The organism is Streptomyces aquilus (genome assembly GCF_003955715.1).
Taxonomy (GTDB): Bacteria; Actinomycetota; Actinomycetes; order Streptomycetales; family Streptomycetaceae; genus Streptomyces; species Streptomyces aquilus.
The window spans coordinates 5,622,386-5,642,369 of sequence record NZ_CP034463.1; the positions used below are offsets into that span (position 1 = coordinate 5,622,386).

At 72.9% G+C, this 19,984-nt stretch carries 21 protein-coding genes and 1 pseudogene; 11 read left to right on the forward strand and 11 right to left on the reverse strand.

What is annotated here, in order from left to right; all coding sequences use genetic code 11:
- Nucleotides 1-65: 65 nt before the first annotated feature.
- Nucleotides 66-608, reverse strand: coding sequence for a hypothetical protein (locus EJC51_RS25745; RefSeq protein ID WP_126273250.1), 543 nt, complete (start codon nucleotides 606-608; stop codon nucleotides 66-68).
- A gap of 260 nt (nucleotides 609-868) precedes the next feature.
- On the opposite strand from EJC51_RS25745, the gene EJC51_RS25750 reads away from it, so the two are divergent.
- Both EJC51_RS25750 and EJC51_RS25755 read left to right on the forward strand, forming a co-directional pair.
- Nucleotides 869-1,720, forward strand: a complete 852-nt coding sequence (locus tag EJC51_RS25750) for a helix-turn-helix domain-containing protein (protein ID WP_126273251.1) — start codon at nucleotides 869-871, stop codon at nucleotides 1,718-1,720.
- Nucleotides 1,680-1,874, forward strand: a complete 195-nt coding sequence (locus EJC51_RS25755; protein WP_126273252.1) for a DUF397 domain-containing protein — start codon at nucleotides 1,680-1,682, stop codon at nucleotides 1,872-1,874. The genes EJC51_RS25750 and EJC51_RS25755 overlap by 41 nt, the downstream gene beginning before the upstream one ends.
- Here the strand turns inward: EJC51_RS25755 and EJC51_RS25760 are convergent, their stop codons facing one another.
- Entirely contained in the window at nucleotides 1,875-3,209 is a 1,335-nt protein-coding gene (locus EJC51_RS25760; protein WP_126273253.1) for a hypothetical protein, read from the reverse strand.
- A gap of 114 nt (nucleotides 3,210-3,323) precedes the next feature.
- Here EJC51_RS25760 and EJC51_RS25765 point away from each other — a divergent pair, with 114 nt between their 5' ends.
- Together EJC51_RS25765 and EJC51_RS49610 are read left to right on the forward strand one after the other, a co-directional pair.
- On the forward strand, nucleotides 3,324-4,589 hold the full coding sequence (locus EJC51_RS25765; RefSeq protein WP_126273254.1) for a molybdopterin-dependent oxidoreductase: 1,266 nt from the start codon (nucleotides 3,324-3,326) through the stop codon (nucleotides 4,587-4,589).
- Complete coding sequence (locus EJC51_RS49610; RefSeq protein ID WP_244362843.1) at nucleotides 4,589-5,056, forward strand: hypothetical protein; 468 nt, start codon at nucleotides 4,589-4,591, stop codon at nucleotides 5,054-5,056. Before EJC51_RS25765 ends, EJC51_RS49610 begins: the two co-directional genes overlap by 1 nt.
- Before the next feature lie 128 nt (nucleotides 5,057-5,184).
- Here the strand turns inward: EJC51_RS49610 and EJC51_RS49615 are convergent.
- From EJC51_RS49615 to EJC51_RS25785, 3 genes and pseudogenes are all read right to left on the reverse strand, one after another.
- Nucleotides 5,185-5,643: pseudogene (locus tag EJC51_RS49615) on the reverse strand (class I SAM-dependent methyltransferase); the annotation flags it as partial.
- The gene (locus tag EJC51_RS25780) at nucleotides 5,640-6,299 is read right to left on the reverse strand and encodes a TIGR04282 family arsenosugar biosynthesis glycosyltransferase (protein WP_126273256.1); all 660 of its coding nucleotides are present in this window, start codon (nucleotides 6,297-6,299) and stop codon (nucleotides 5,640-5,642) included. The pseudogene EJC51_RS49615 and the gene EJC51_RS25780, both read right to left, overlap by 4 nt.
- Nucleotides 6,296-6,988 carry a glycosyltransferase family 2 protein gene (locus tag EJC51_RS25785; RefSeq protein ID WP_126273257.1) on the reverse strand — a complete coding sequence of 231 codons (693 nt, stop codon included), beginning with the start codon at nucleotides 6,986-6,988 and terminating at the stop codon, nucleotides 6,296-6,298. The genes EJC51_RS25780 and EJC51_RS25785 overlap by 4 nt, the downstream gene beginning before the upstream one ends.
- A 122-nt stretch (nucleotides 6,989-7,110) precedes the next feature.
- Here EJC51_RS25785 and EJC51_RS25790 point away from each other — a divergent pair, with 122 nt between their 5' ends.
- Together EJC51_RS25790 and EJC51_RS25795 are read left to right on the forward strand one after the other, a co-directional pair.
- Complete coding sequence (locus EJC51_RS25790; protein ID WP_126273258.1) at nucleotides 7,111-7,833, forward strand: response regulator transcription factor; 723 nt, start codon at nucleotides 7,111-7,113, stop codon at nucleotides 7,831-7,833.
- Nucleotides 7,830-8,945, forward strand: coding sequence for a sensor histidine kinase (locus EJC51_RS25795; protein ID WP_126273259.1), 1,116 nt, complete (start codon nucleotides 7,830-7,832; stop codon nucleotides 8,943-8,945). Before EJC51_RS25790 ends, EJC51_RS25795 begins: the two co-directional genes overlap by 4 nt.
- Nucleotides 8,946-8,973: 28 nt before the next feature.
- Here the strand turns inward: EJC51_RS25795 and EJC51_RS25800 are convergent, their stop codons facing one another.
- A complete protein-coding gene (locus EJC51_RS25800) occupies nucleotides 8,974-9,981 on the reverse strand; it encodes an NAD-dependent epimerase/dehydratase family protein (protein ID WP_126273260.1) in 1,008 nt (335 codons plus the stop codon).
- Nucleotides 9,982-10,052: 71 nt separating this feature from the next.
- Nucleotides 10,053-10,817: a polysaccharide deacetylase family protein gene (locus EJC51_RS25805; protein WP_126273261.1), complete on the reverse strand. Its 765-nt coding sequence runs from the start codon at nucleotides 10,815-10,817 to the stop codon at nucleotides 10,053-10,055.
- A 259-nt stretch (nucleotides 10,818-11,076) separates the two neighbouring features.
- Between EJC51_RS25805 and EJC51_RS25810 the strand changes: the two genes are divergently transcribed.
- The 5 genes from EJC51_RS25810 (at nucleotide 11,077) to EJC51_RS25830 (ending at nucleotide 16,052) form a co-directional block, all read left to right on the forward strand.
- Nucleotides 11,077-12,390, forward strand: coding sequence for an NAD(P)/FAD-dependent oxidoreductase (locus EJC51_RS25810; protein WP_126273262.1), 1,314 nt, complete (start codon nucleotides 11,077-11,079; stop codon nucleotides 12,388-12,390).
- 59 nt (nucleotides 12,391-12,449) lie between these two features.
- Entirely contained in the window at nucleotides 12,450-13,151 is a 702-nt protein-coding gene (locus tag EJC51_RS25815) for a DUF1365 domain-containing protein (protein ID WP_244363449.1), read from the forward strand.
- Nucleotides 13,148-14,464, forward strand: a complete 1,317-nt coding sequence (locus EJC51_RS25820; protein ID WP_126273264.1) for a class I SAM-dependent methyltransferase — start codon at nucleotides 13,148-13,150, stop codon at nucleotides 14,462-14,464. Before EJC51_RS25815 ends, EJC51_RS25820 begins: the two co-directional genes overlap by 4 nt.
- Nucleotides 14,461-15,264, forward strand: coding sequence for a DUF1295 domain-containing protein (locus EJC51_RS25825; protein WP_126273265.1), 804 nt, complete (start codon nucleotides 14,461-14,463; stop codon nucleotides 15,262-15,264). The genes EJC51_RS25820 and EJC51_RS25825 overlap by 4 nt, the downstream gene beginning before the upstream one ends.
- Nucleotides 15,265-15,332: 68 nt before the next feature.
- The gene (locus EJC51_RS25830) at nucleotides 15,333-16,052 is read left to right on the forward strand and encodes an alpha/beta family hydrolase (protein WP_341870666.1); all 720 of its coding nucleotides are present in this window, start codon (nucleotides 15,333-15,335) and stop codon (nucleotides 16,050-16,052) included.
- Nucleotides 16,053-16,063: 11 nt separating this feature from the next.
- Here EJC51_RS25830 and EJC51_RS25835 read toward each other — a convergent pair whose 3' ends face one another.
- The 4 genes from EJC51_RS25835 to EJC51_RS25850 form a co-directional block, all read right to left on the reverse strand.
- Complete coding sequence (locus EJC51_RS25835) at nucleotides 16,064-16,726, reverse strand: fasciclin domain-containing protein (RefSeq protein WP_126273266.1); 663 nt, start codon at nucleotides 16,724-16,726, stop codon at nucleotides 16,064-16,066.
- A gap of 57 nt (nucleotides 16,727-16,783) precedes the next feature.
- Entirely contained in the window at nucleotides 16,784-18,451 is a 1,668-nt protein-coding gene (locus EJC51_RS25840) for a molybdopterin-dependent oxidoreductase (RefSeq protein WP_126273267.1), read from the reverse strand.
- Between the two features lie 182 nt (nucleotides 18,452-18,633).
- Nucleotides 18,634-19,386 carry an anti-sigma factor gene (locus EJC51_RS25845; RefSeq protein WP_126273268.1) on the reverse strand — a complete coding sequence of 251 codons (753 nt, stop codon included), beginning with the start codon at nucleotides 19,384-19,386 and terminating at the stop codon, nucleotides 18,634-18,636.
- Entirely contained in the window at nucleotides 19,383-19,967 is a 585-nt protein-coding gene (locus tag EJC51_RS25850; protein WP_126273269.1) for a sigma-70 family RNA polymerase sigma factor, read from the reverse strand. The genes EJC51_RS25845 and EJC51_RS25850 overlap by 4 nt, the downstream gene beginning before the upstream one ends.
- Nucleotides 19,968-19,984 lie beyond the last annotated feature (17 nt).

Consider the following 19,984-nt stretch of genomic DNA (forward strand, 5'->3'; position numbering starts at 1 on the left):
CGCTCCCCCCACGCGGGTGGGGGGAGACTAACAGCATGGGCATGGCAAGGTGCCAGGCGGTCGGGTCAGACCGTCGGCGAGGCGCTGAACAGGTGCTTCTGGTCGCCGCCGCCGTCGCTGTCCCAGTCGAGGTGCAGCTCGCCGTCGCCCAGCCCCTTGCCGGAGCCGATCTTGTAGCTGATCGTGCCCGTGGTGTACGAGTTGTTGTAGTTGCCGTTGGAGTCGCTGTCCTCCAGCTTGTCCTCGATGCCGTAGAAGTTCTTGGACTTCTTCACCGGGTCCGTGCCGGACTGCGACTTCTTGATCTGGACCTTGAAATAGGCGGAGTCGAAGATCGTGTAGTCGTCGACCTGACCGTACGCCGGGCCGTCCCAGCTGATCTTGGCGTAGCTGTAGACGGTGGAGCCGGAGCGCTTCGCGCACACCTTGACGGTGAAGTCCCAGTTGTCGGCCCACGGACCCGAGTACGAGGGGTCGTCGACGGACTTCGTGCTGGTGGTGCACTTGTAGTCGGCGGCGGCGGCCGGGGTCGCGGCCGTGATCGCCGTGGTGCCCGCGAGCGCGGCGACGACAACCGCGGCGGACGTGGCGCGCTTCAACTTGCGCATGATGGAGGGCCTTTCTCGGTGCATGTGGGGTTCACTCGCTGCACGGGAGGTGTGGGGGAGTACCTCGGGCGTGACCGCCCTGCGCGCGTCGTCATGCAGCGGGCTCGATCGTAACCGGGCCATGATCAGCGGGAGTTGGCGTACCGGCCGGGAGCTCTGATCTTTCACGAGAAGCCCGTGAGGTTTCACATTCGTACCACCAGAGCGCTGTCGGATGGTTACTCTCGGCTATGAGTCGAGCATGCGAGGGGTGACCGCCCATGGCACACGTCCGCCGAGACCTTGATCCCAGCGCGTCCCCGCTGGACTACTACGGCTACGAGTTGCGGCGGCGCCGCGACAGCGCGGGGCTGACCCTGGGTGAGCTGGGGTCGATCATCTTCTGCACGGGGTCGCTGGTGGGCCAGATCGAGTGCGCGCAGAAGGTGCCGACGCGGGAGTTCAGTGAGCGGGTGGATGCGGCGCTGGGGACGGAGGGGTTCTTCTCGGGGTTGGTGGGGCTGGTGTTGCAGAGCCAGTTGCCGAGTTGGTTCCAGCCGTACGCGGCGATGGAGGCGAAGGCGACGTACATCTCCACGTACCAGTGTCAGGTGGTGTACGGGTTGTTGCAGACGGAGGCGTATGCACGCGCCGTGCTCGCCACCGGCAATCCGGGAAAGCTCGATGAGCAGGTCGCGGCCCGGATCGAGCGGCAGCGCATCCTTGAGCGCGAACAGCCGCCGCTGCTTCTGGTGGTGCTCGACGAGGCAGTGCTGCGTCGTGAGATCGGCGGCGTGGAGGTCATGCGCGAACAACTCCGCCACCTGCTGGACCTCGGCGAGAGGCGGTGGCTGCGGATCCAGGTGCTGCCGTTCGGAATCGGTGAACACGCCAACCTGGTCGGCTCGTTCAACCTGCTCCGTTTCGACAAGGACCCCGATCTCGTCTACACCGAGGACGTGATCTCGGGGCACATGACCGCCAGCCCGGAAACGGTTCGAGAGGCCACGCTTCGTTACGCTAGCTTGCAGGCAGCCGCGCTCTCCGTGGAGGATTCGGCGGAACTGATCAAGCGCGTACTGGAGGAACGTTATGGGCAGCACTCCGGACCTGACCAACTCTCCGTGGCGTAAGTCCAGTTACAGCGGCAACACGGGCGGCGACTGCGTGGAAGTCGCCCCCACCCCCACCACCCACATAGCCGTCCGCGACTCCAAGCACCCCACCCTGGGCCACCTCCGCGTCACCCCCGCCACCTTCACCGCGTTCGTGCACTGGCTCAAGTGATCACCACCCCGTACGCAGCAGGTGATTGAGGAGCAACGCCAGCAACGCCTGCGCCAGCAGCCACCCCCGCGGCCGGGTCAGGAACGCGCACGCGGGGAGCAGCCACACCGCGAACGGCAGCCAGATACGCTCCGTCTCCGCCTTGCTCATGCCGGACAGGTCGGCGACCAAGAGGGCCAGCAGCGCGGCGGCCACCAGCAGCGCGAGGCGCCTCGCGTCGGAGCGGTCGCCGCGCTCCCGGCGTAGCAGCACCGCGCCCGTGCGGCGCAGACCCGCCGCCGTCGCCAGGCCGGTGATCAGGACCGTGCAGGCCAGGTTCGCCCACACCCAGTAGCCGTACGGGCGGATGCCGCCCGCGCCCTGGTTGTAGCGGGTCACCAGTAGGCGGTACGCCTCCCACCAGTCGAACCCGGCGAGCGTGAACACGGTCGGGACGACGGCCAGTCCGGCGAGCAGCGGTACCAGGAGGACGGGGCGCGGGCGGGCCAGGACGAGGACCGCCGCCGCGATCAGGGCGACGAGTGTGAGGCCGTAGGAGAGGTAGCAGGTCAGGCCGAAGAGCAGGCCGGACGCTCCCGCGCACCACAGTGACCCCCGCGTGACCGCCAGCGCCAGCAGCGCCACCGCCCAAGCCGCGACCGCGGCGAAGTACGCGTCCGCCGACGTGCCCATCCACACCGCCGCCGGGGCCAGGACCAGGAAGGGGGCCGCCCGGCGGGCGAGGGTCTCGTCGGCCAGGGCGCGGATCGTGACGAGTACGGCCACGCACGCCGTCGCGCCGACCACGATGCACCACACCCCGGCCCAGCCGCCGCCCCGCAGCCCGACGCGGTCGAGGAGGACGAAGGTGAGGGTCGCGGCGGGCGGGTGGCCGGCGATGTGCGCGGGCCAGTGGTCGGGGGAGCCGAGCAGGATGTGGTCGGTGAAGGTGCGCAGGGTGCCGTGGATGTCGTCGAAGCGGTCGATGACCTGGAGGTATTCGTAGCGGGTGGTCAGGCGGCGGGCGATGCCGCGGTGCCAGCCGTCGATGAGGGCGAGGGAGAAGATCCATGCCGTGGCCGTGCCCCAGGCCGCCGGCAGCAGGGCCCGCCAGGGGAGACGGGCGGCGAGGGCGGGGCCGTAGACGATGGTCGCGGCGGCGACGAGGACGGCCGCCGGGGTGCCGGGCCCGAGGTGCGGGTCCCAGTTGGCCAGGAGCGGGGGCCAGGACACGAAGAGCGTGTGGCGGGTGTCCTGGATGTGGCGGCCGACCAGGACGGCGGCCGTCACCAGCAGGGCCGCGGCACCGGCGGCGTACAGATCTCGGCGGAGGGCGCGGGAAGGCGAGCGGGTCACGCCGGAGACGCTAGGCCGGGTGGCGGCCCGTGACCCGTCTCCCGGGCCGGACGTCAGCGTTTCGTCATGGGTCGCGCACCCTTTCTTGGGGTGGTCCGGGCCTACGGTCGCCCCATGCGAGACGATCCACGGCTTCCTTCCACCCCCGGTTTCTGGCGCAGCCCGCTGCGCGGTCCCTGGTTCACCTCGGTGCTGGGACTCGTCCTGCTCGTCGGCATCACCGTGCTGTTCGTGACGGGACTGGTCTCGTACGCCGCCTACAACCCGGACCTGTCGCCGGTGAACGACAAGACCCCGGACAAGGGCCTGCTCGGCTTCTACCTCTTCGCCTGGCCGACCCACCCGCACTGGCTGTACCGGCTCAACCAGGGCGTCCACGTCACGCTCGGGATCACGCTCATCCCGGTGCTGCTGGCCAAGCTGTGGTCGGTGGTGCCGAGGCTGTTCACGCTGCCCCCGGCCCGCTCGCTCGCCCACGCGCTGGAGCGGATCTCGCTGCTCCTCCTGGTCGGCGGCGGCCTGTTCGAGTTCGTCACGGGCGTCCTCAACGTCCAGCTCGACTACGTCTTCCCCGGCTCCTTCTACCCCCTGCACTTCTACGGCGCCTGGGTCTTCTTCGCCGCCTTCGTCGCGCACGCCTGCCTCAAACTCCCGGCGGCGCTCAGGGCCTTGAGACACCTGCGGGAGGAGCCCGGCGGCGGACACCTGCGAGATGAGCCCGGCAGCGACCTCGTCTCGCCGCGTCCCGCCGCCCCGACCGTCTCCCGCCGGGGCGCGCTGTGGTTCGTCGGAGGCGGCTCCCTGCTGCTCTTCGTCACGACCGTCGGCCAGAGCCTCGGCGGCCCCCTGCGCCGCACCGCGCTCCTCGCCCCGCACGGCGGCCGCGACCCCGGCAGCGGCCCGAACGGCTTCCAGATCAACAAGACGGCCGCCTACGCCGGGATCTCCGCGAGCGAGACCAGCGCGGAGGCGTGGCGCCTCGTCGTGACCGGCCGCACCGGCACCGTCCGGCTGAGCCGCACCGACCTGCTCCAACTCCCGCTGCACAGCTCCGCGTTGCCCATCGCCTGCGTGGAGGGCTGGTCGACCTCGGACCAGTGGTGGCGCGGGGTGCGGCTGCGCGACCTCGCGGCCCTGGTCGGCTATGACCGTGACGATCCGCCGGACGTGTTCGTGGAGTCCCTCCAGCGCCACGGCGCCTTCCGTCGCGCCGCCCTGCGCGCCAACCAGGTCGCCGACCCGCGTTCCCTCCTCGCCCTCTTCGTCAACGGCGAGGAACTGTCCCCCGACCACGGCCACCCGGCACGCGTCATCGTGCCCGCGGCACCCGGTGTGCTGAACACCAAGTGGGTGGCCCGGCTGACGTTCGGAGACCTGTGATGCGCAAGGTGGTTGTCGGCAGCCCGCTCCACATCCTGCTGCTCGGCTGCTCGTTCGCCCTCGCCGCCTACGCGGGGGTACGGCTGCTCGCCGACGACTGGTTCGGGGTGGCGCTGTGGCTGGTGGGCGCGGCCCTGCTGCACGACCTCGTGCTGCTGCCGGTGTACGCGGTCGCGGACCGGGTGGTCGTACGGGGCCTGGGAGCGGCCGGGCGCCGGGAGTGGGCGATGTACGTCCGTGTACCGGCCGCCCTGTCCGGGCTGCTCCTGCTCGTCTGGTTCCCGCTGATCAGCGGCATGGTGGACCGGCGCTACCGGTCCGCGACGGGGCTCTCCCCGGACGGCTTCCTCGCGCGCTGGCTGCTGATCACCGCGGTCCTGTTCGGCGGGTCGGCGCTGTTGCTGGCGGTGCGGGTGCGGGTGCGGGTGCGCAGGGCGACGAAACTGCGTCCGCCGGCCGACCACTGACGTTCCCGCTCCCAGCCGCGTGCGTAGCGCAGCAACGCCGGGGTGCCCAGGCGCGCCCAGGGGAAGGGGGCGCCGGAAGTGGTGCGGGCGTCGGTGAGGTGGACGTGGACGCGTTCGTCGACGTCCACCGGTGCCGTTTCGGCGATCAACAGGCCTTGGGGCTTGAGGAGTTGGGCCACCCGGTCGAGCAGGGCGCTGGGGTCGCCGCCGATGCCCACGTTGCCGTCCATGAGGAGCACCGTGTCCCAGCGGGCCTCGCCGGGGAGGGGGTCGAAGACCGAGCGGTGCAGGGCCTGACCGCCCAGGCGGATGGTGTGGGCCACGGCGGCCTCGCTGACGTCGATGCCGAGTGCTGCGCGGGCTTGTGCGGCGAGTTCGGCGACGAGGCGGCCCGGGCCGCAGCCGACGTCCAGGACGGTGCCTTCGCAGTGGTCCAGGACCTGGCGGTCCACCTCGTCGGCGCGGGCGCACCAGCGTTCCACTTCCAGGGGCAGGAGCCAGCCGTCCGTGCGGCGGAGGAAGAGGGGGCCTTGGCCGGTGCGGAGGGCTTTTGCGTAGGGGTCTGCTGTGGCCCAGGCTGTGGTCATCGTTTGGCCGCGGGCCGGTGGGGGCTGGTAGCGCAGTTCCCCGCGCCCCTAAAAGCCTTGTACCTGGCGAGTGTTGAAGCGAACCGTCCGCCAGGGACCAAAGCCGCCACCACCCCCGCATCCTCAGCCGTATCCACATCCCGCAGCCTCGGCAGCTCCCGTACCCGCAACCCCGCCGCCACCAGCCGCTCCCGCTGCACCGCCCCCGTCACCGGCGTCGACATCGGCACCCCCAGGAGCAGCCTCGGATCGGGGGCCGCCAATCCCAGTGCCCAGAAACCCCCGTCCTCCGCCGGACCGAAATAGGCGTCGCAATCCGCGAAGTCCACCGTCAGCAGTTCCGGCGTCACCTGTGGGGTGTCCATGCCGATCAGCAGGGCCGGGCCCGTGCAGTGGGCGAAGGCGGCCGCCAGCCGTTCGTCCAGGCCGCCCGCGCACTGGCGTACGACCTCGAAGCCGGGCGGCAGCCAGGGGCCGGGCTCGCCGGCGAGGACCAGGACCCTGCGGTCGGCCGGGGTCGCCGCCACGGTGTCCAGGGTGTCCGCGAGGGACGCCTCCGCGAGGGCGGCCGCCTCCTCGGGGGTGAACGGTGGGGTCAGCCGGGTCTTCACCCGGCCCGGCACCGGTTCCTTGGCGATGACGAGCAGCGTGGTCACCGTACGGCCCTCCCCGCGGTCGGAGCCTCGCCGAGCACGCGGCTCATGTCGCGTACCGCCTGCCAGGTGCCGCGCCAGGTGCCCGTCACCTTCGAGGCGCCGGTGCGCGGCAGGTAGGGCACGTCGTGCTCGGTGATCCGCCAGCCGGCGTCGGCCGCGCGGACGACCATCTGGAGGGGGTAGCCGCTGCGCCGGTCCGTGAGGTCGAGGGCGAGCAGCTGCTCGCGGCGGGCGGCGCGCAGGGGGCCGAGGTCGTGCAGGCGCAGGCCGGTGCGGCGGCGCAGCATGCGGGCGAGGGCGAGGTTGCCGGCGCGGGCGTGGGCGGGCCAGGCGCCGCGGGCCTGGGGGCGGCGCCGGCCGAGGACCAAGTCGGCCTCCTTCTCCTGGACTTCGCGGACGAAGGGGATGAGGAGCCCGGGGTCGAGGGAGGCGTCGCAGTCGCAGAAGCAGACCACCTCGGCGGTGGCGGCGGTCAGGCCGGCGTGGCAGGCGGCGCCGAAGCCGCGGCGCGGCTCGTGCACGACGGTCGCGCCGAGACTGCGGGCGAGGTCGGCGGAACCGTCGGTGGAACCGTTGTCGACGACGAGGGCGCGCCAGCCCGCCGGAATCCGGCTCAGCACCCAGGGCAGGGCCTCGGCCTCGTCCAGGCAGGGCAGCACCACGTCGACGTCGGAAAATGTCGTCGTCACGGTTTCACCCTACGAACGCGAATCGGTCATACCGGACTCCTGCTCCTTACGAAACGCGGACGTCGGCGGCCAGGCCCCGCTCGAGTACGGCATCGGAGGGTGCCCGGTGCCAGGCTGGAGGTATGCAGCAGCAGCCGAATGTGGACGGCGGTCCCTCCCGGATCCTCGTCGTGGACGACGATCCCACCGTCGCCGAGGTCGTCGCCGGGTACCTGGACCGCGCGGGATACGTGGTCGACCGGGCAGACGACGGGCCCACGGCCCTCGCCCGCGCCGCCGCCCACCGGCCCGACCTGGTCGTCCTGGACCTGATGCTGCCCGGCATGGACGGCCTGGAGGTGTGCCGCCGGATGCGCGGTCACGGCCCGGTCCCGGTCATCATGCTCACCGCCCGGGGCGACGAGGACGACCGCATCCTGGGCCTGGAGGTCGGCGCCGACGACTACGTCACCAAGCCCTTCAGCCCCCGTGAGCTGGTGCTCAGGGTCGAGTCGGTGCTGCGCCGCAGCAGGCCCGCGCCCTCGGGGCAGCGGCTGGGCGCGGCCGGTCTCGCCGTGGACCCCGAGGCCCGCCGGGCGACCAAGAACGACACCGAACTCGCCCTCACCCTCCGCGAGTTCGACCTCCTCGCCTTCTTCCTGCGGAACCCGGGGCGGGCGTTCGCCCGCGAGGACCTGATGCGGGAGGTGTGGGGCTGGGACTTCGGCGACCTGTCGACCGTCACCGTCCACGTCCGCCGCCTGCGCGGCAAGATCGAGGACGACCCGGCCCGCCCCCGGCTGATCCAGACGGTGTGGGGCGTGGGCTACCGCTTCGACCCCACGGGCACCGAGGAGGCCTCGTGAACGACACCCTCCTCATCGCCCTGTACGCCTTCCTCGGCGCCGCGGGCACCGGGCTGGCCGGCGCCGTCGTGCTGCGGGTGGTCCGGCACCGCTCGCTGACCGTGTCCATGGCGGTGGTGGCGGCCGTCGGCGTGGTGGCGATGCTGGCCGGGACCCTCGCCGTCGCCTGGGCGATGTTCCTGTCCCCGCACGACCTGACCGTGGTCACGACGGTCGTGGCGATGGCGGCCGTGGTCTCCCTCGCCACCGCGTTCCTGCTGGGCCGCTGGGTCGTCGCCCGCAGCCGTGAACTCGCGGTCGCGGCCCGCTCCTTCGGGGACGGCGGCAGCTTCGCCGCACCCTCCGTCCCGGCGACGGCCGAACTGGAGTCGCTGAGCCGCGAATTGGCCGCCACCAGCGCTCGCCTGGCCGAATCCCGGGAGCGTGAACGGGCGTTGGAGACCTCCCGGCGTGAACTGGTCGCCTGGATCTCGCACGACCTGCGCACCCCGCTGGCCGGACTGCGCGCGATGTCGGAGGCGCTGGAGGACGGCGTCGCCGCCGACCCCGGCCGCTACCTCCGCCAGATCCGCACCGAGGTCGAACGCCTCAACGACATGGTCGGCGACCTCTTCGAGCTCTCCCGCATCCACGCGGGCACGCTGCCGCTGTCGTACGCCCGGATCTCCCTCTACGACCTGGTCGGCGACGCCCTCGCGGGCGCCGACCCGCTGGCCCGGGAGCTGGGCGTACGGCTGGTGGGCGACCGCATCGAGCCGGTGCCGGTGGAGGTGGACGGCAAGGAGATGAGCCGGGTCCTCGGAAACCTCCTGGTCAACGCCATCCGCCGGACCCCGGCCGACGGCACGGTCGCGGTGGCCGCCGAGCGCGCCGCCGACGGGGCCGTGGTCCTGTCGGTCACGGACGGCTGCGGCGGAATCCCCGAGGAGGACCTGCCCCGCGTCTTCGACACCGGCTGGCGCGGCAGCCACGCCCGCACCCCTCCGGCGGGGGCGGGCCTGGGCCTGGCGATCGTCCGGGGGATCGTGGAGGCCCACCAGGGCCGGGCGACGGTACAAAACATTCCCGGCGGCTGCCGTTTCGAGGTGGTGCTGCCCGTCGCCGCTTCCTGAACACGGGCAGCACCACCGGTCCTTGGGCCTATCCCTGTACGTCCCGCATGCCGGCCCGCGCGAACTCCGCCATGCCCTCCTCGAAGCCGACCTCGGCCTTCCACCCCAACTCGCCGCGCAGCCGCGCCGAGTCGGCGGTGATGTGCCGTACGTCCCCCAGCCGGTACTCCCCGGTGACGACCGGCGCGGGCCCGCCGTAGGCGTCGGCGAGCGCGCGGGCCATCTCCCCCACGGTGTGCGGCTCCCCGCTGCCGGTGTTGTAGGAGACGAGCGTGCCGGGGACCGAACCGGTTTCCAGGGCGGCGAGGTTGGCCGAGGCCACGTCCCGCACATGCACGAAGTCCCGCCGCTGCCGCCCGTCCTCGAACACCCGAGGCGCCTCACCGCGGGCGAGCGCGGACCGGAAGAAGGAGGCGACCCCGGCGTACGGCGTATCGCGCGGCATCCCCGGCCCGTACACGTTGTGATAGCGCAACGCCACCGCCGAACCACCGGTACAACGGGCCCACGCGGCAGCCAGATGCTCCTGCGCGAGCTTCGTGGTGGCGTACACGTTCCGCGGATCTACGGGCGCGTCCTCACCGACGAGCCCGGGCACGAGGTCGGCCCCGCACACGGGACAGGGCGGCTCGAACCGCCCCGCGTCAAGATCCTCGACGGCCCGCGGCCCGGGCCGCACCACCCCGTGCCGCACACACTCGTACCGCCCCTCCCCGTACACGACCATCGACCCGGCCAGCACCAGCCGCCGCACCCCCGCCTCCGCCATGGCGGCGACCAGTACGGCGGTACCGAGGTCGTTGTGGGAGACGTAGTCCGCGGCATCGGCGACCCCGTTGCCGAGCCCCACCATGGCGGCCTGATGACAGACGGCGTCGACCCCGCGCAACGCCCGCCGGACGCCTTCGGCGTCCCGCACATCGGCACCCGGATCGTCCCGGACGTCGTACACAACCGCCTCGTGCCCGCGCGCGCTCAGCGCCGCGACAACCTGGGACCCGATGAACCCGGCACCGCCGGTGACCAGTACACGCATACCGCCACGCTAGGTCCGCACCGGCGCACGGCCAGGGGAGCGCGCGGGTACGTCATGACTCCGTAAGGGGTTCAGCGCACCGGAAAACCGAAGCTGTACCCCTGCTCCTTCAGCCAGGGCAGCACCTGACGCAGGGCCGCCACGGTCTGGGAGCGGTCGCCGCCGGCGTCGTGGAAGAGGAGGGTCGGGCCGTTGGCGATCTCCTGCTGGACCGTGGTGACGATGGCCGCCGTGCCGGGGCGTTCGAAGTCCTTGGTGTCCACGTTCCAGCCGAGGGGGCGCATGCCGTGGGAGGCGGCGAGCTTGCGGCTGTACGGGGTGAACGCGCCGCCGGGGGCGCGGTAGTACATGGGGCGTACGCCGCCGGACGCCTCGGTGATCATGCGTTCGGCGTCGAGGATCTGCTGGGACTGGTAGGCCTGGGACTTCTTGTCCATGGTGGTGTCGTGCGACACCGAGTGGTCGCACAGCCGGTGCCCGGCCGCCACGACCTTCTTCACCAGGTCGGGGTGGGCCTGCGCCTGCGTCCCCACCATGCAGAACGTGGCCTTCACCCCGTACTGCGCGAGCACGTCCAGCACCTGCGGGGTCCACTCCGGGTCGGGCCCGTCGTCGATGGTGATGTTGACGCCGCGCGGCCCCTTGTCGGAGGCGTGCACGATGGTCACGTCCACGGGCTTCACGGCCGGCTTCGCGGGCGCGCTCGCCTTCGGTGAGGAGCCGACGGCACCGGCCTGCGCGGTCCACATGGACGCGCCGGTGGCCAGGATCGTCACGCCGAGCGCCGCCCCGACGACCTTGCCGTACCAGCCCCGCCCAGCACCGTGCCGCGCCATGTCCGCCCCATTCCCCCGCAGTTCCCCGCAGTTGCTCGCCCGACCTTCGCATGGCAGGACGGGCAACGGCGGCCCCGGGATCCGTCCGTTACCGATCACGGACAATTCCGGGGAGGTTCACGGACAACCGGCAGGGCAGGACAGCACCCGCGCCTGTCCGGAGCGAGGTACCGCGATGACCGCCGGTCGGGCCAATCCATCCCCCGACCGGCTCCGGATCACAGGTGACAGCCCTGATCACGGCTCGCGGAGGACAGAGATGACGCGTACATCCCCGACGGTGTCGCCTGCGCCGGAGAGGGCGAGCGGGGTGCGGCGGCGCACCGCCGTGCTGGGCGCCGGGGTGGCGGGACTGACCGCCGCCCATCTCCTGGCCCGCACCCACCACGTCACCCTCTACGAGGCGGACGACCGGCTCGGCGGACACGCCCACACCCACGAGCTGACCTCGGCGCACGACGGACGGGTGCGCCGCGTCGACTCCGGGTTCATCGTCCACAACCGGCGCACCTACCCGCACCTGCTGCGACTGTTCGACGAACTCGGCGTCGCCACGCAGGAGTCGGAGATGAGCATGTCCGTGCGGTGCGAGGGGTGCGGGCTGGAGTACGCCGGCGCCCGCGGCCCGGCCGGGCTGTTCGCGCAGCCCCGCAACCTGCTGCGCGGCCCCTATCTGCGGCTCCTGTCGGAGGTACCGGCCTTCCACCGGGCGGCCCGGCGACTGCTGGCCGAGGGCGGCGACGAGACCCTGACCCTGGGCGGGTTCCTCGACCGGCACGGCTTCTCCGCCTACTTCCGCGCCCACTTCACGACCCCGCTCGTGTCGGCCGTGTGGTCCTGCGACGCCGCGACCGCGCAGCGCTACCCGGCGGCCTACCTGTTCCGGTTCCTGGAGCACCACGGCCTGCTGTCGGTCGGCGGCTCACCGGTGTGGCGCACCGTACGCGGCGGCTCGCGCACGTACGTCGACCGGATCGCCGCACGCCTCCCCGAGATCCGCACCGGCACCCCCGTACGGGCCGTGCGCCGCCACGCCGACGGGGCGGAGGTGACGGCCGACGACGGGACGACCGCGTCCTACGACTCCGTGGTGATCGCGGTCCACCCCGACCAGGCGCTGCGGCTGCTCGCCGACGCCACCCCGCAGGAGAAGGAGGTCCTCGGCGTCTTCCGCTACTCCCGCAACTCCACGCTCCTGCACACCGACACCACCCTGCTGCCGCGCGCCCGCGGGGCCCGGGCCTCGTGGAACTACCTGATGCCGGCGTGCGAGGCGGGCGCCGACCGGGTGCGGGTCAGCTACGACATGAACCGGCTGCAACGCCTCGACGCCGCCGAGACGTACGTGGTCACCCTGGGCGGCGACGACCGCGTCGACCCCGGGCGGGTGCTGGCCCGGATGGTGTACGAACACCCCGTCTACACCCCGGAGTCGGTGGCCGCCCAGCGACGACTGCCCGAACTGAACACCCCCGTCTGCGCGTTCGCGGGCGCCTACCACGGCTGGGGGTTCCACGAGGACGGCTGCCGCTCCGGCGCCGAGGCGGCCGCGGCCCTGGGGGTGCCGTGGTGAACACCGCCCCCGCATCCGCCGTACCCACCAGCCCGGTACCCGCGCTGTACCCGTGCACGATCACCCACGTGCGCACCACCCCCCGGCGCTACGCGCTGCGACACCGCACCTATCTGTGGCTCATCGACCCCGACCGGCCGCCCCGGCTGCCCCGTCCGCTGCGTTCGCTCGCGCGGTTCGATCCACGGGATCACTTCACCGGCGACCAGTCCTCCGTCCGCGCCGGGCTCGACGCCTTTCTCGCCGGGCACGGCGTCGGCCTGGACGGCGGCCGGGTGCTGATGCTGACCCAGGCCCGGGTGTTCGGGTACGTCTTCAACCCGCTCACCCTCTACTGGTGCCACGGCCCCGACGGCCGCCTGCGCTGTGTGGTCGCCGAGGTCCACAACACCTACGGCGGTCGGCACTGCTACCTGCTGCGCCCGGACGCGGCCGGGACCGCCCGCGCCGACAAGCGCTTCTACGTCTCGCCGTTCTTCCCGGTCGACGGCGGCTACCGCATGCGCGTCCCGCCGCCGGACCACCGCCTCGACCTGACCGTGCACCTGGACCGCGAGGGCGGCCGGGCCCTGACCGCGACGGTGCGCGGCACCCGGCGAACGGTCAGCGGCGCGGCGCTGCTGCGGCTGGCGCTGCGTCACCCCTGGTCCCCGCTCCTCGCCTCCGCCGCCATCCGCGTCCACGGCATACGCCTCTACCTGCGGGGGCTGCCCGTCCAGCCGCGCCCCGACGACCACCGCACACCGGAGAACGCCACATGAGAGCAGCACAACCCCGCACGGTCCCCCAGTGGCCCGCCGTCGCCGTCGACCCCGGCCGCTGGCCGGACGTCGCACACGTCCCGCGTGTCTCGTGGCCCCGCGTCGCGGTGACCGAGGCCGTCGTCCGCCGGGCGCTGCGGGGACTGCCGTTGCGGGCCAGGTTCGCCGACGGGCCCACCCTCGGCCGGGGCGGCCCGCTGCTGGACGTGCGCGACGCGAAGGCCTTCCACACCCGGGTCGGCGCACAGGGCCTGGTCGGCTTCGGCGAGTCGTACATGGCACGCGAGTGGGACGCCCCCGACCTGGTGGGCGTGCTGACCGTGCTCGCCGCCCACGCGGCCGACCTCGTCCCGGCCCCGCTGCAACGCCTGCGCGGACTGTGGGCGCTGCGGCAGCCGGAGGGCGAGCGCAACACCCCGGACGGTTCCCGCGCCAACATCGGCCGTCACTACGACCTGTCCAACGACCTGTTCGCCCTGTTCCTCGACGACACCCTCACCTACTCCGCCGCCCTCTTCCGGGGCTTCCCGGCGAGCTGGGACCTGCTCGCGGCGGCCCAGCACCGCAAGATCGACCGGCTGCTGGACCTGGCCGCCGTGGGCGAGGGCACCCGGCTGCTGGAGATCGGCACCGGCTGGGGCGAACTGGCCCTGCGCGCGGCGGCACGCGGCGCCCGGGTCACCTCGCTCACCCTCTCCCGCGAACAGCAGGCCCTCGCGCGGGAACGGGTGCGCGCGGCGGGCCTCACCGACCGCGTCTCGATCGAGCTGTGCGACTACCGCGAGGCCCGCGGGGAGTACGACGCGGTCGTCAGCGTGGAGATGATCGAGGCGGTCGGCGCCGAGTTCTGGCCGGTGTACTTCCGCGCCCTGGACGAGCGGCTGGCCCCCGGCGGCCGGGCGGCGCTCCAGGCCATCACCATGCCGCACGAGCGGATGCTGGCCACCCGGGGCGGCTTCACCTGGATCCACAAGTACGTCTTCCCCGGCGGGCAGATCCCGTCCACGCGGGCCGTCGAGGAGTGCGCCCGCGACCACACCGCGCTGACCGTCGTCCGTCGTGACGCGTACGGCGCGCACTACGCCGAGACGCTGCGGCTGTGGCGGGAGCGGTTCACCGAGCGGACCGCCGAGGTGGAGGCGCTGGGCTTCGACGAGACCTTCCGCCGCCTGTGGACCTTCTACCTCGCCTACTCCGAGGCCGGGTTCCGCTCCGGCTATCTCGACGTCCACCAGTACCTGCTCACCAAGGCGGGCGGCAGCCGCACAACTCCGAGCAGCCGCCCGCGGTACGAGGGGCCGGTGCAGCCGTGAACGGCTTCCCGTGGGGCGCCTTCGCCCTCAACCTCGCCCTCGCCGCCGCCGCGGCGCTCGCCGTCATGCTCGGCACGTTCGCGGTGGCCGTCCGGGTGGGCGTGCACCGGATCGTGGACATCGCCTGGGGCGCCGCCTTCACGGCCGTCGCCGTCGTCACCTTCGCCGCCTCCGCCGGGCACGGCGACCCGGCCCGCCGGACCCTGGTCACCGTCCTGACCGCCGTGTGGGGTCTGCGGCTGGCCGTGCACATCGCCCGGCGCGGCCGCGGCCACGGCGAGGACCCGCGCTACGAGGCGATGCTGGCCAAGGCTCGCGGCAGCCGGAACGCGTACGCCCTGCGGTGGGTCTACTTGCTTCAGGGCGGCCTGGTGTGGCTGGTGTCCCTGCCGGTCCAGGCCGCGCAGTACGTGCCCGGCGCCCTGTCCCCGCTCGCCCTCGCCGGTACGGCGCTGTGGGCGGTGGGGTTGTGCTTCGAGGCGGTCGGCGACGCCCAGCTCGCCCGGTTCAAGGCGGATCCCGCCCACCGGGGCCGGATCATGGACCGGGGCCTGTGGGCGTGGACGCGGCACCCCAACTACTTCGGCGACTTCTGCGTCTGGTGGGGCCTGTACCTGCTGACCTGCGACGAGCTCGCGGCGGCGGCCGTGTCCCTCGTCTCCCCCGTGGTGATGAGCCTGCTGCTGACGAAGGGCAGCGGGAAACGCCTGCTGGAACGTCACCTGCGCGACCGCCCGGGCTACGGCGCGTACGTGGCCCGTACGAGTGGCTTCTTCCCCCGTCCGCCCAAGTCGCGGTGAACTGGGGGAGAGGGGGGCGGCGGCGACCCGCCGCCCCCTTGTCGACCGTCGGAGCAAGGAGCGTCACTGTGCGGCGGAACGGAAATGACCAGGAGGCCTCACTGATCGCGCCCGGCAGTCCTCTGGTGCCCCACCTCCTCCCGGCCCGGCCCCGGGCCGCGGTGCTGTTGCTCCACGGCGGACGGGAGGCCGGCCTCACCCCGTCCCGCCCCTGGCACCCGGCGGCGCTGCGCATGCGCCCCTTCCACCGGGCCATCGAGGCCGCGCTGCCCCACGGGGACGTCGCCCTCGCCCGGGTGCGCTACCGGCTGCGCGGCTGGAACAACGACCGGGCCGACCCCGTACCGGACACCCTCGACGCGCTGAACCGGCTCGCCGAACTGGCGGGGCCGGTGCCCACGGTGCTGGTCGGCCACTCCATGGGGGCCAGGGCCGCGCTGCACGCCGCCGGTCACCCGCAGGTGTGCGCGGTGCTGGCGCTGGCGCCGTGGTGGCCGGCGGGGGAGCCCGTGCGGCAGCTGGCGGGCCGTCATGTCGTCGTACTCCACGGCGAACACGACCGTGTCACCTCACCCGTCGAATCGGCCGACTGCGTGCGGCGGGCCCGGGGCACGGCCGCCCGTGCGGCGATGGCGACGATCCGCGGCGGCGACCACGCGATGGTGCGGCGCCACCGCTTGTGGCACCGCACCGCCGCCGCGGTCGTCGCCCACTTCCTCGACCCGGCCACCCGCCCCGACCCGCTGCCGGCGGAGTGCTACGGGCCGGGGGACGGACCGCTGCTCTGAGCCTTTCGGCGTCAGGCGCTCGGCATGAGCACCGTGTCGATGATGTAGACGGTGGCGTTGGCGGTCTTCACGTTGCCGCAGACCACCTTGGCGGAGTCGTTGACGGTGTAGGACTCACCGGAGCCGGAGGTGGTCAGCTTCGACTTCTCCAAGGTGTCGAAGGAGCCGTTCTCCAGGTCCTTGGGCGTGAGCTGCCGGCCGACGACGTGGTAGGTGAGGATCTTCGTCAGCTGGGCCTTGTCGTTCAGGACCTTGTCCAGCGTGGCCTTCGGGATCTTGGCGAAGGCGTCGTTGGTCGGCGCGAACACGGTGATGTTCTGGGCGTTGTTGAGGGTGTCGACCAGTCCGGCCTTCTTCACCGCGGCCACGAGCGTGGACAGGGCCGGGTTGTTGGAGGCGGCGGTGGCGACCGGGTCCTGGGCCATGCCGTCGAAGGAGCCCGCACCCGACGTGGGCACCGACGAGCAGGCCGGACCGAAGGGCTCGTCCGCGGTGGCGGTGCCGTCGGAACCGGACACGCTCCCGTCGGCGGCCGGAGCGGACGCGGACGCCTTCGACGACGAGCCGTCCGACCCGGCGGAATCGCTGCCGCTGTCGGAGCAGGCGCTCAGGGCGAGCGGCAGGACGGCCGCGGCGGCCAGGGTGGCGGCGGTACGGCGGATACGAGTGGTCATGTTCTTTCTCCTTGTTGACAGTTGGGTAGGGGCTGACAGTTGGTCAGGGAAGGGGGATCAGTCGACGGTCACGACCACGGAGTGCCATCCGCTCGCGCCGTCGGGGACGGTCCGGGTGCGTTTCTCGGTCTGCACCCGGCCGGTGCGGTCGGTGGCGCGGACGGTCAGGGTGTGACCGCCCCGGGTGGCCTCCCAGGGGAAGGACCACTGACGCCAGGTGTCACGGCTGTCCTCGGCGGCGAGGCGGGCCTCCTGCCAAGGGCCGTCGTCGACCCGCACCTCGACCTTGTCGATGCCGCGGTGCTGGGCCCAGGCCACCCCGGCGACCGTGACCGGGCCGGCCTTCGGGCGGGCGAAGGGCCTGGGGGTGTCGATGCGCGACTGCGTCTTGACCGGCGCCCGCCGCGCCCAGCCGCGCTTGACCCAGTAGGGGTCGTAGGAGTCGAACGTGGTCAGTTCGATGTCCTCGATCCACTTGCAGGCGGACACGAACCCGTAGAGGCCGGGCACGACCATGCGGACCGGGAAGCCGTGCGCGAAGGGCAGCGGCTGGCCGTTCATCCCGATCGCGAGCAGTGCGTCCCGGCCGTCCATGACGTCCTCGACGGGGGTGCCGAGGGTCATGCCGTCGACCGAGCGGGCCACCAGCTGGTCGGCCGGGCCGCCCTTCGACGGCGGTACGACCCCGCACTCGGCCAGCAGGTCGGCCAGCCGCACGCCGATCCAGCGGGCGGTACCGACGTAGGACCCGCCGACCTCGTTCGAGACACAGGTCAGCGTGATGTCCCGCTCGATCGGCTCGCGCCGCAGCAGGTCGTCGAAGGACAGCGTGCGCGGGCGGCGCACCCCCTTGCCGTGGATGCGCAGTTCCCAGGTCGTGGCGTCCACCTTCGGCACCACCAGCGCGGTGTCGACCCGGTAGAAGGACCCGTTCGGGGTGAGGAAGGGACCGACCCCGGGCAGCCGCAGCCCGGCCCCCTCGGGGACGGCGGGCGCCGGTGACGCGGGCATCGGCAGGACCAGCCGGTCGCGGGAAGCGACCGCGCCCCGCCCGCGCGCCCCGTTCAGGCCCCGGCCCAGGGCACCGGCCCCGGCGGACGCGGCGGCGGCGGCCGACGCCGCGATCACGAACCGGCGGCGGTCCCAGCCCGTCCCGCCGGTATCGCCCGGACCGCCGGTATCGCCCGGACCGCCGGTATCGCCCGGACCGGCCGGTGCGCCGGCCCGCACGCCCCGCGGCGCCGACAGGCCCGCGAGGAGATACAGCACCGCGGCACCGGCGCACGCGCCCACCAGGGAGGGCAGGGCGTCCCCCGGACCGCTGGAATCGGGCCTGCTGAGTGCCGCCGCCGCGCCGACCGCCCCGAACAGCAGAACACCGGCCGCGCCCGTGCGCCGGAACCGCAGGGCGACCATTCCCAGTACCAGCGCGAAAAGCGCCAGCACGGCGAGAATTCCGAGTTCCAGGACCAGTTTGTCGTTGGTGCCGAAATTCCGGATCGCCCAGTCCTTCACGGCGGTGGGCGTACGGTCGATCGCCGCACCCCCCACCGCGATGACGGGCCCGGCCTGCGGACGCACGGCCGCCGACACCAGCTCGGCCACGGCGAGCGCCGCGAAACCGGCCACGAGACCGCTCGCCGCACCGGCCACCGGCCGTGTCCGGTAGCGGAGGTCGCGTGCTTCCTTCTTGTCGTCCGTCACGTGGGGAATCCGATTCCGCATAAGCGGCGGCTTGGTGCGTCGCGCGATCGGATGAAATCTTTTTCCGGACCAATCCGAGGCCTGTCCGGCTACGGATCAAAGGGTTCGGGGGTATTCAGCGGATTCGGTGGATATTCGGGAAGAGAGCGCGAAAAACCGCCCGGCGCGGTGGCCGGGCGGTTTTTCGCGGTCCGCTTCCCCGGTCAGGCCGGGAAGGACAGCAGGGCGAGCGGGGCGGAGGTGGGACGCTCACTGCCGCCCGCCGGTTCGACCGTGACCCCCATGCCCGAGGCCCCGTCGACCGCGCCCCGCAGCAGGACGGCCTGGTCGGTCCGGCCGGGGTCCATCAGACCCGCCGACCGCATGGCGCCGTCCTCGTCGAACCACAACTGGTAGACCTTGCCGCGCGCCGGATGCGGCATGCCCGCGACGACGAACACGGCCTGGTCCCTGCTCCGGGAGACGACCACCGTGCCGGTGGACCCGTCACCGAACGAGGCGGCCCGTGCCCTGGCGTCCGGCGCGGCCAGCACGGCGGCGATCTCGTCCGTCGCCTGCCGGGCCCGGCGGGCCTCACGGGTCGCGTCCTCGGCCCGCTGGTGCTGCCAGACCGCCGTACCGCCGAACGCGGCGGCGGCCGCGAGGCAGGCGGCCAGCGCCCACCGGGACAGCATCCGGCCGCGCGGCCGGACCCTGCCCGGGCGGGCCGGATCGGCCCCGTCCGGTGGCTGCTGCCGGACGCTGCCGATCCGGCGCAGCACCCGCTCACGCAGGGCGCCGGGGGGCGACACCGCGACGGCCAGCCCCAGCCGGGCCGCGGTGGCGGACAGTTCGGCGGCCTCCTGCGCACACGCCTCGCAGCCCGCGAGGTGCCGCTCGAACGCGGCCGTCTCCTCGCCGGACAGCGCGTGCAGGGCGTAGGCGCCCGTCAGCCGGTGCAGATCGGTGGTCGTCACGCGGTCACCCCCAAGCAGTCGCGCAGCCGGATGAGTCCGTCCCGCAGCCGGGTCTTCACGGTGCCCAGCGGAAGCGACAGCGCCTCCGCGACCTGACGGTAGGTGAGCCCGCGGTAGTAGGCGAGCGTGACGGCCTGGCGCTGGATCTCGGTCAGCGTGCGCACACAGCGCCGCACCTGTTCCCGCTCCAGCCGGGCCTCGACCTGCTCGGTCACCTCGTCGAACTCGGGCGTCCGGTCCAGCAGGGCGGCCTTGTGATCCCGCGCCGCCGCGGCCTCCACCGACCGCACCCGGTCGATGGCCCGCCGGTGCGACAGCGTGAGGATCCAGTTCATGGCCGTCCCGCGGTCCGGCCGGTACCGCGGGGCGGTACGCCACACCTCCACCAGGACCTCCTGGGCGACCTCCTCCGACTGCGCCTGGTCCCGCAGGACAGCCCGGACGACCCCGAGAACAGGCCCCGCGACGGCGTCGTATACGGCGGCGAACGCCTCCTCGTCGCCCAGCGCCACCCGGCCCACCAACTCCTGGAGACCTGGCTCCGACGAGGGGTTCGTGCCGATGTGCACGGCTTCTTTCACAGGGTGGCCTCCGAGGT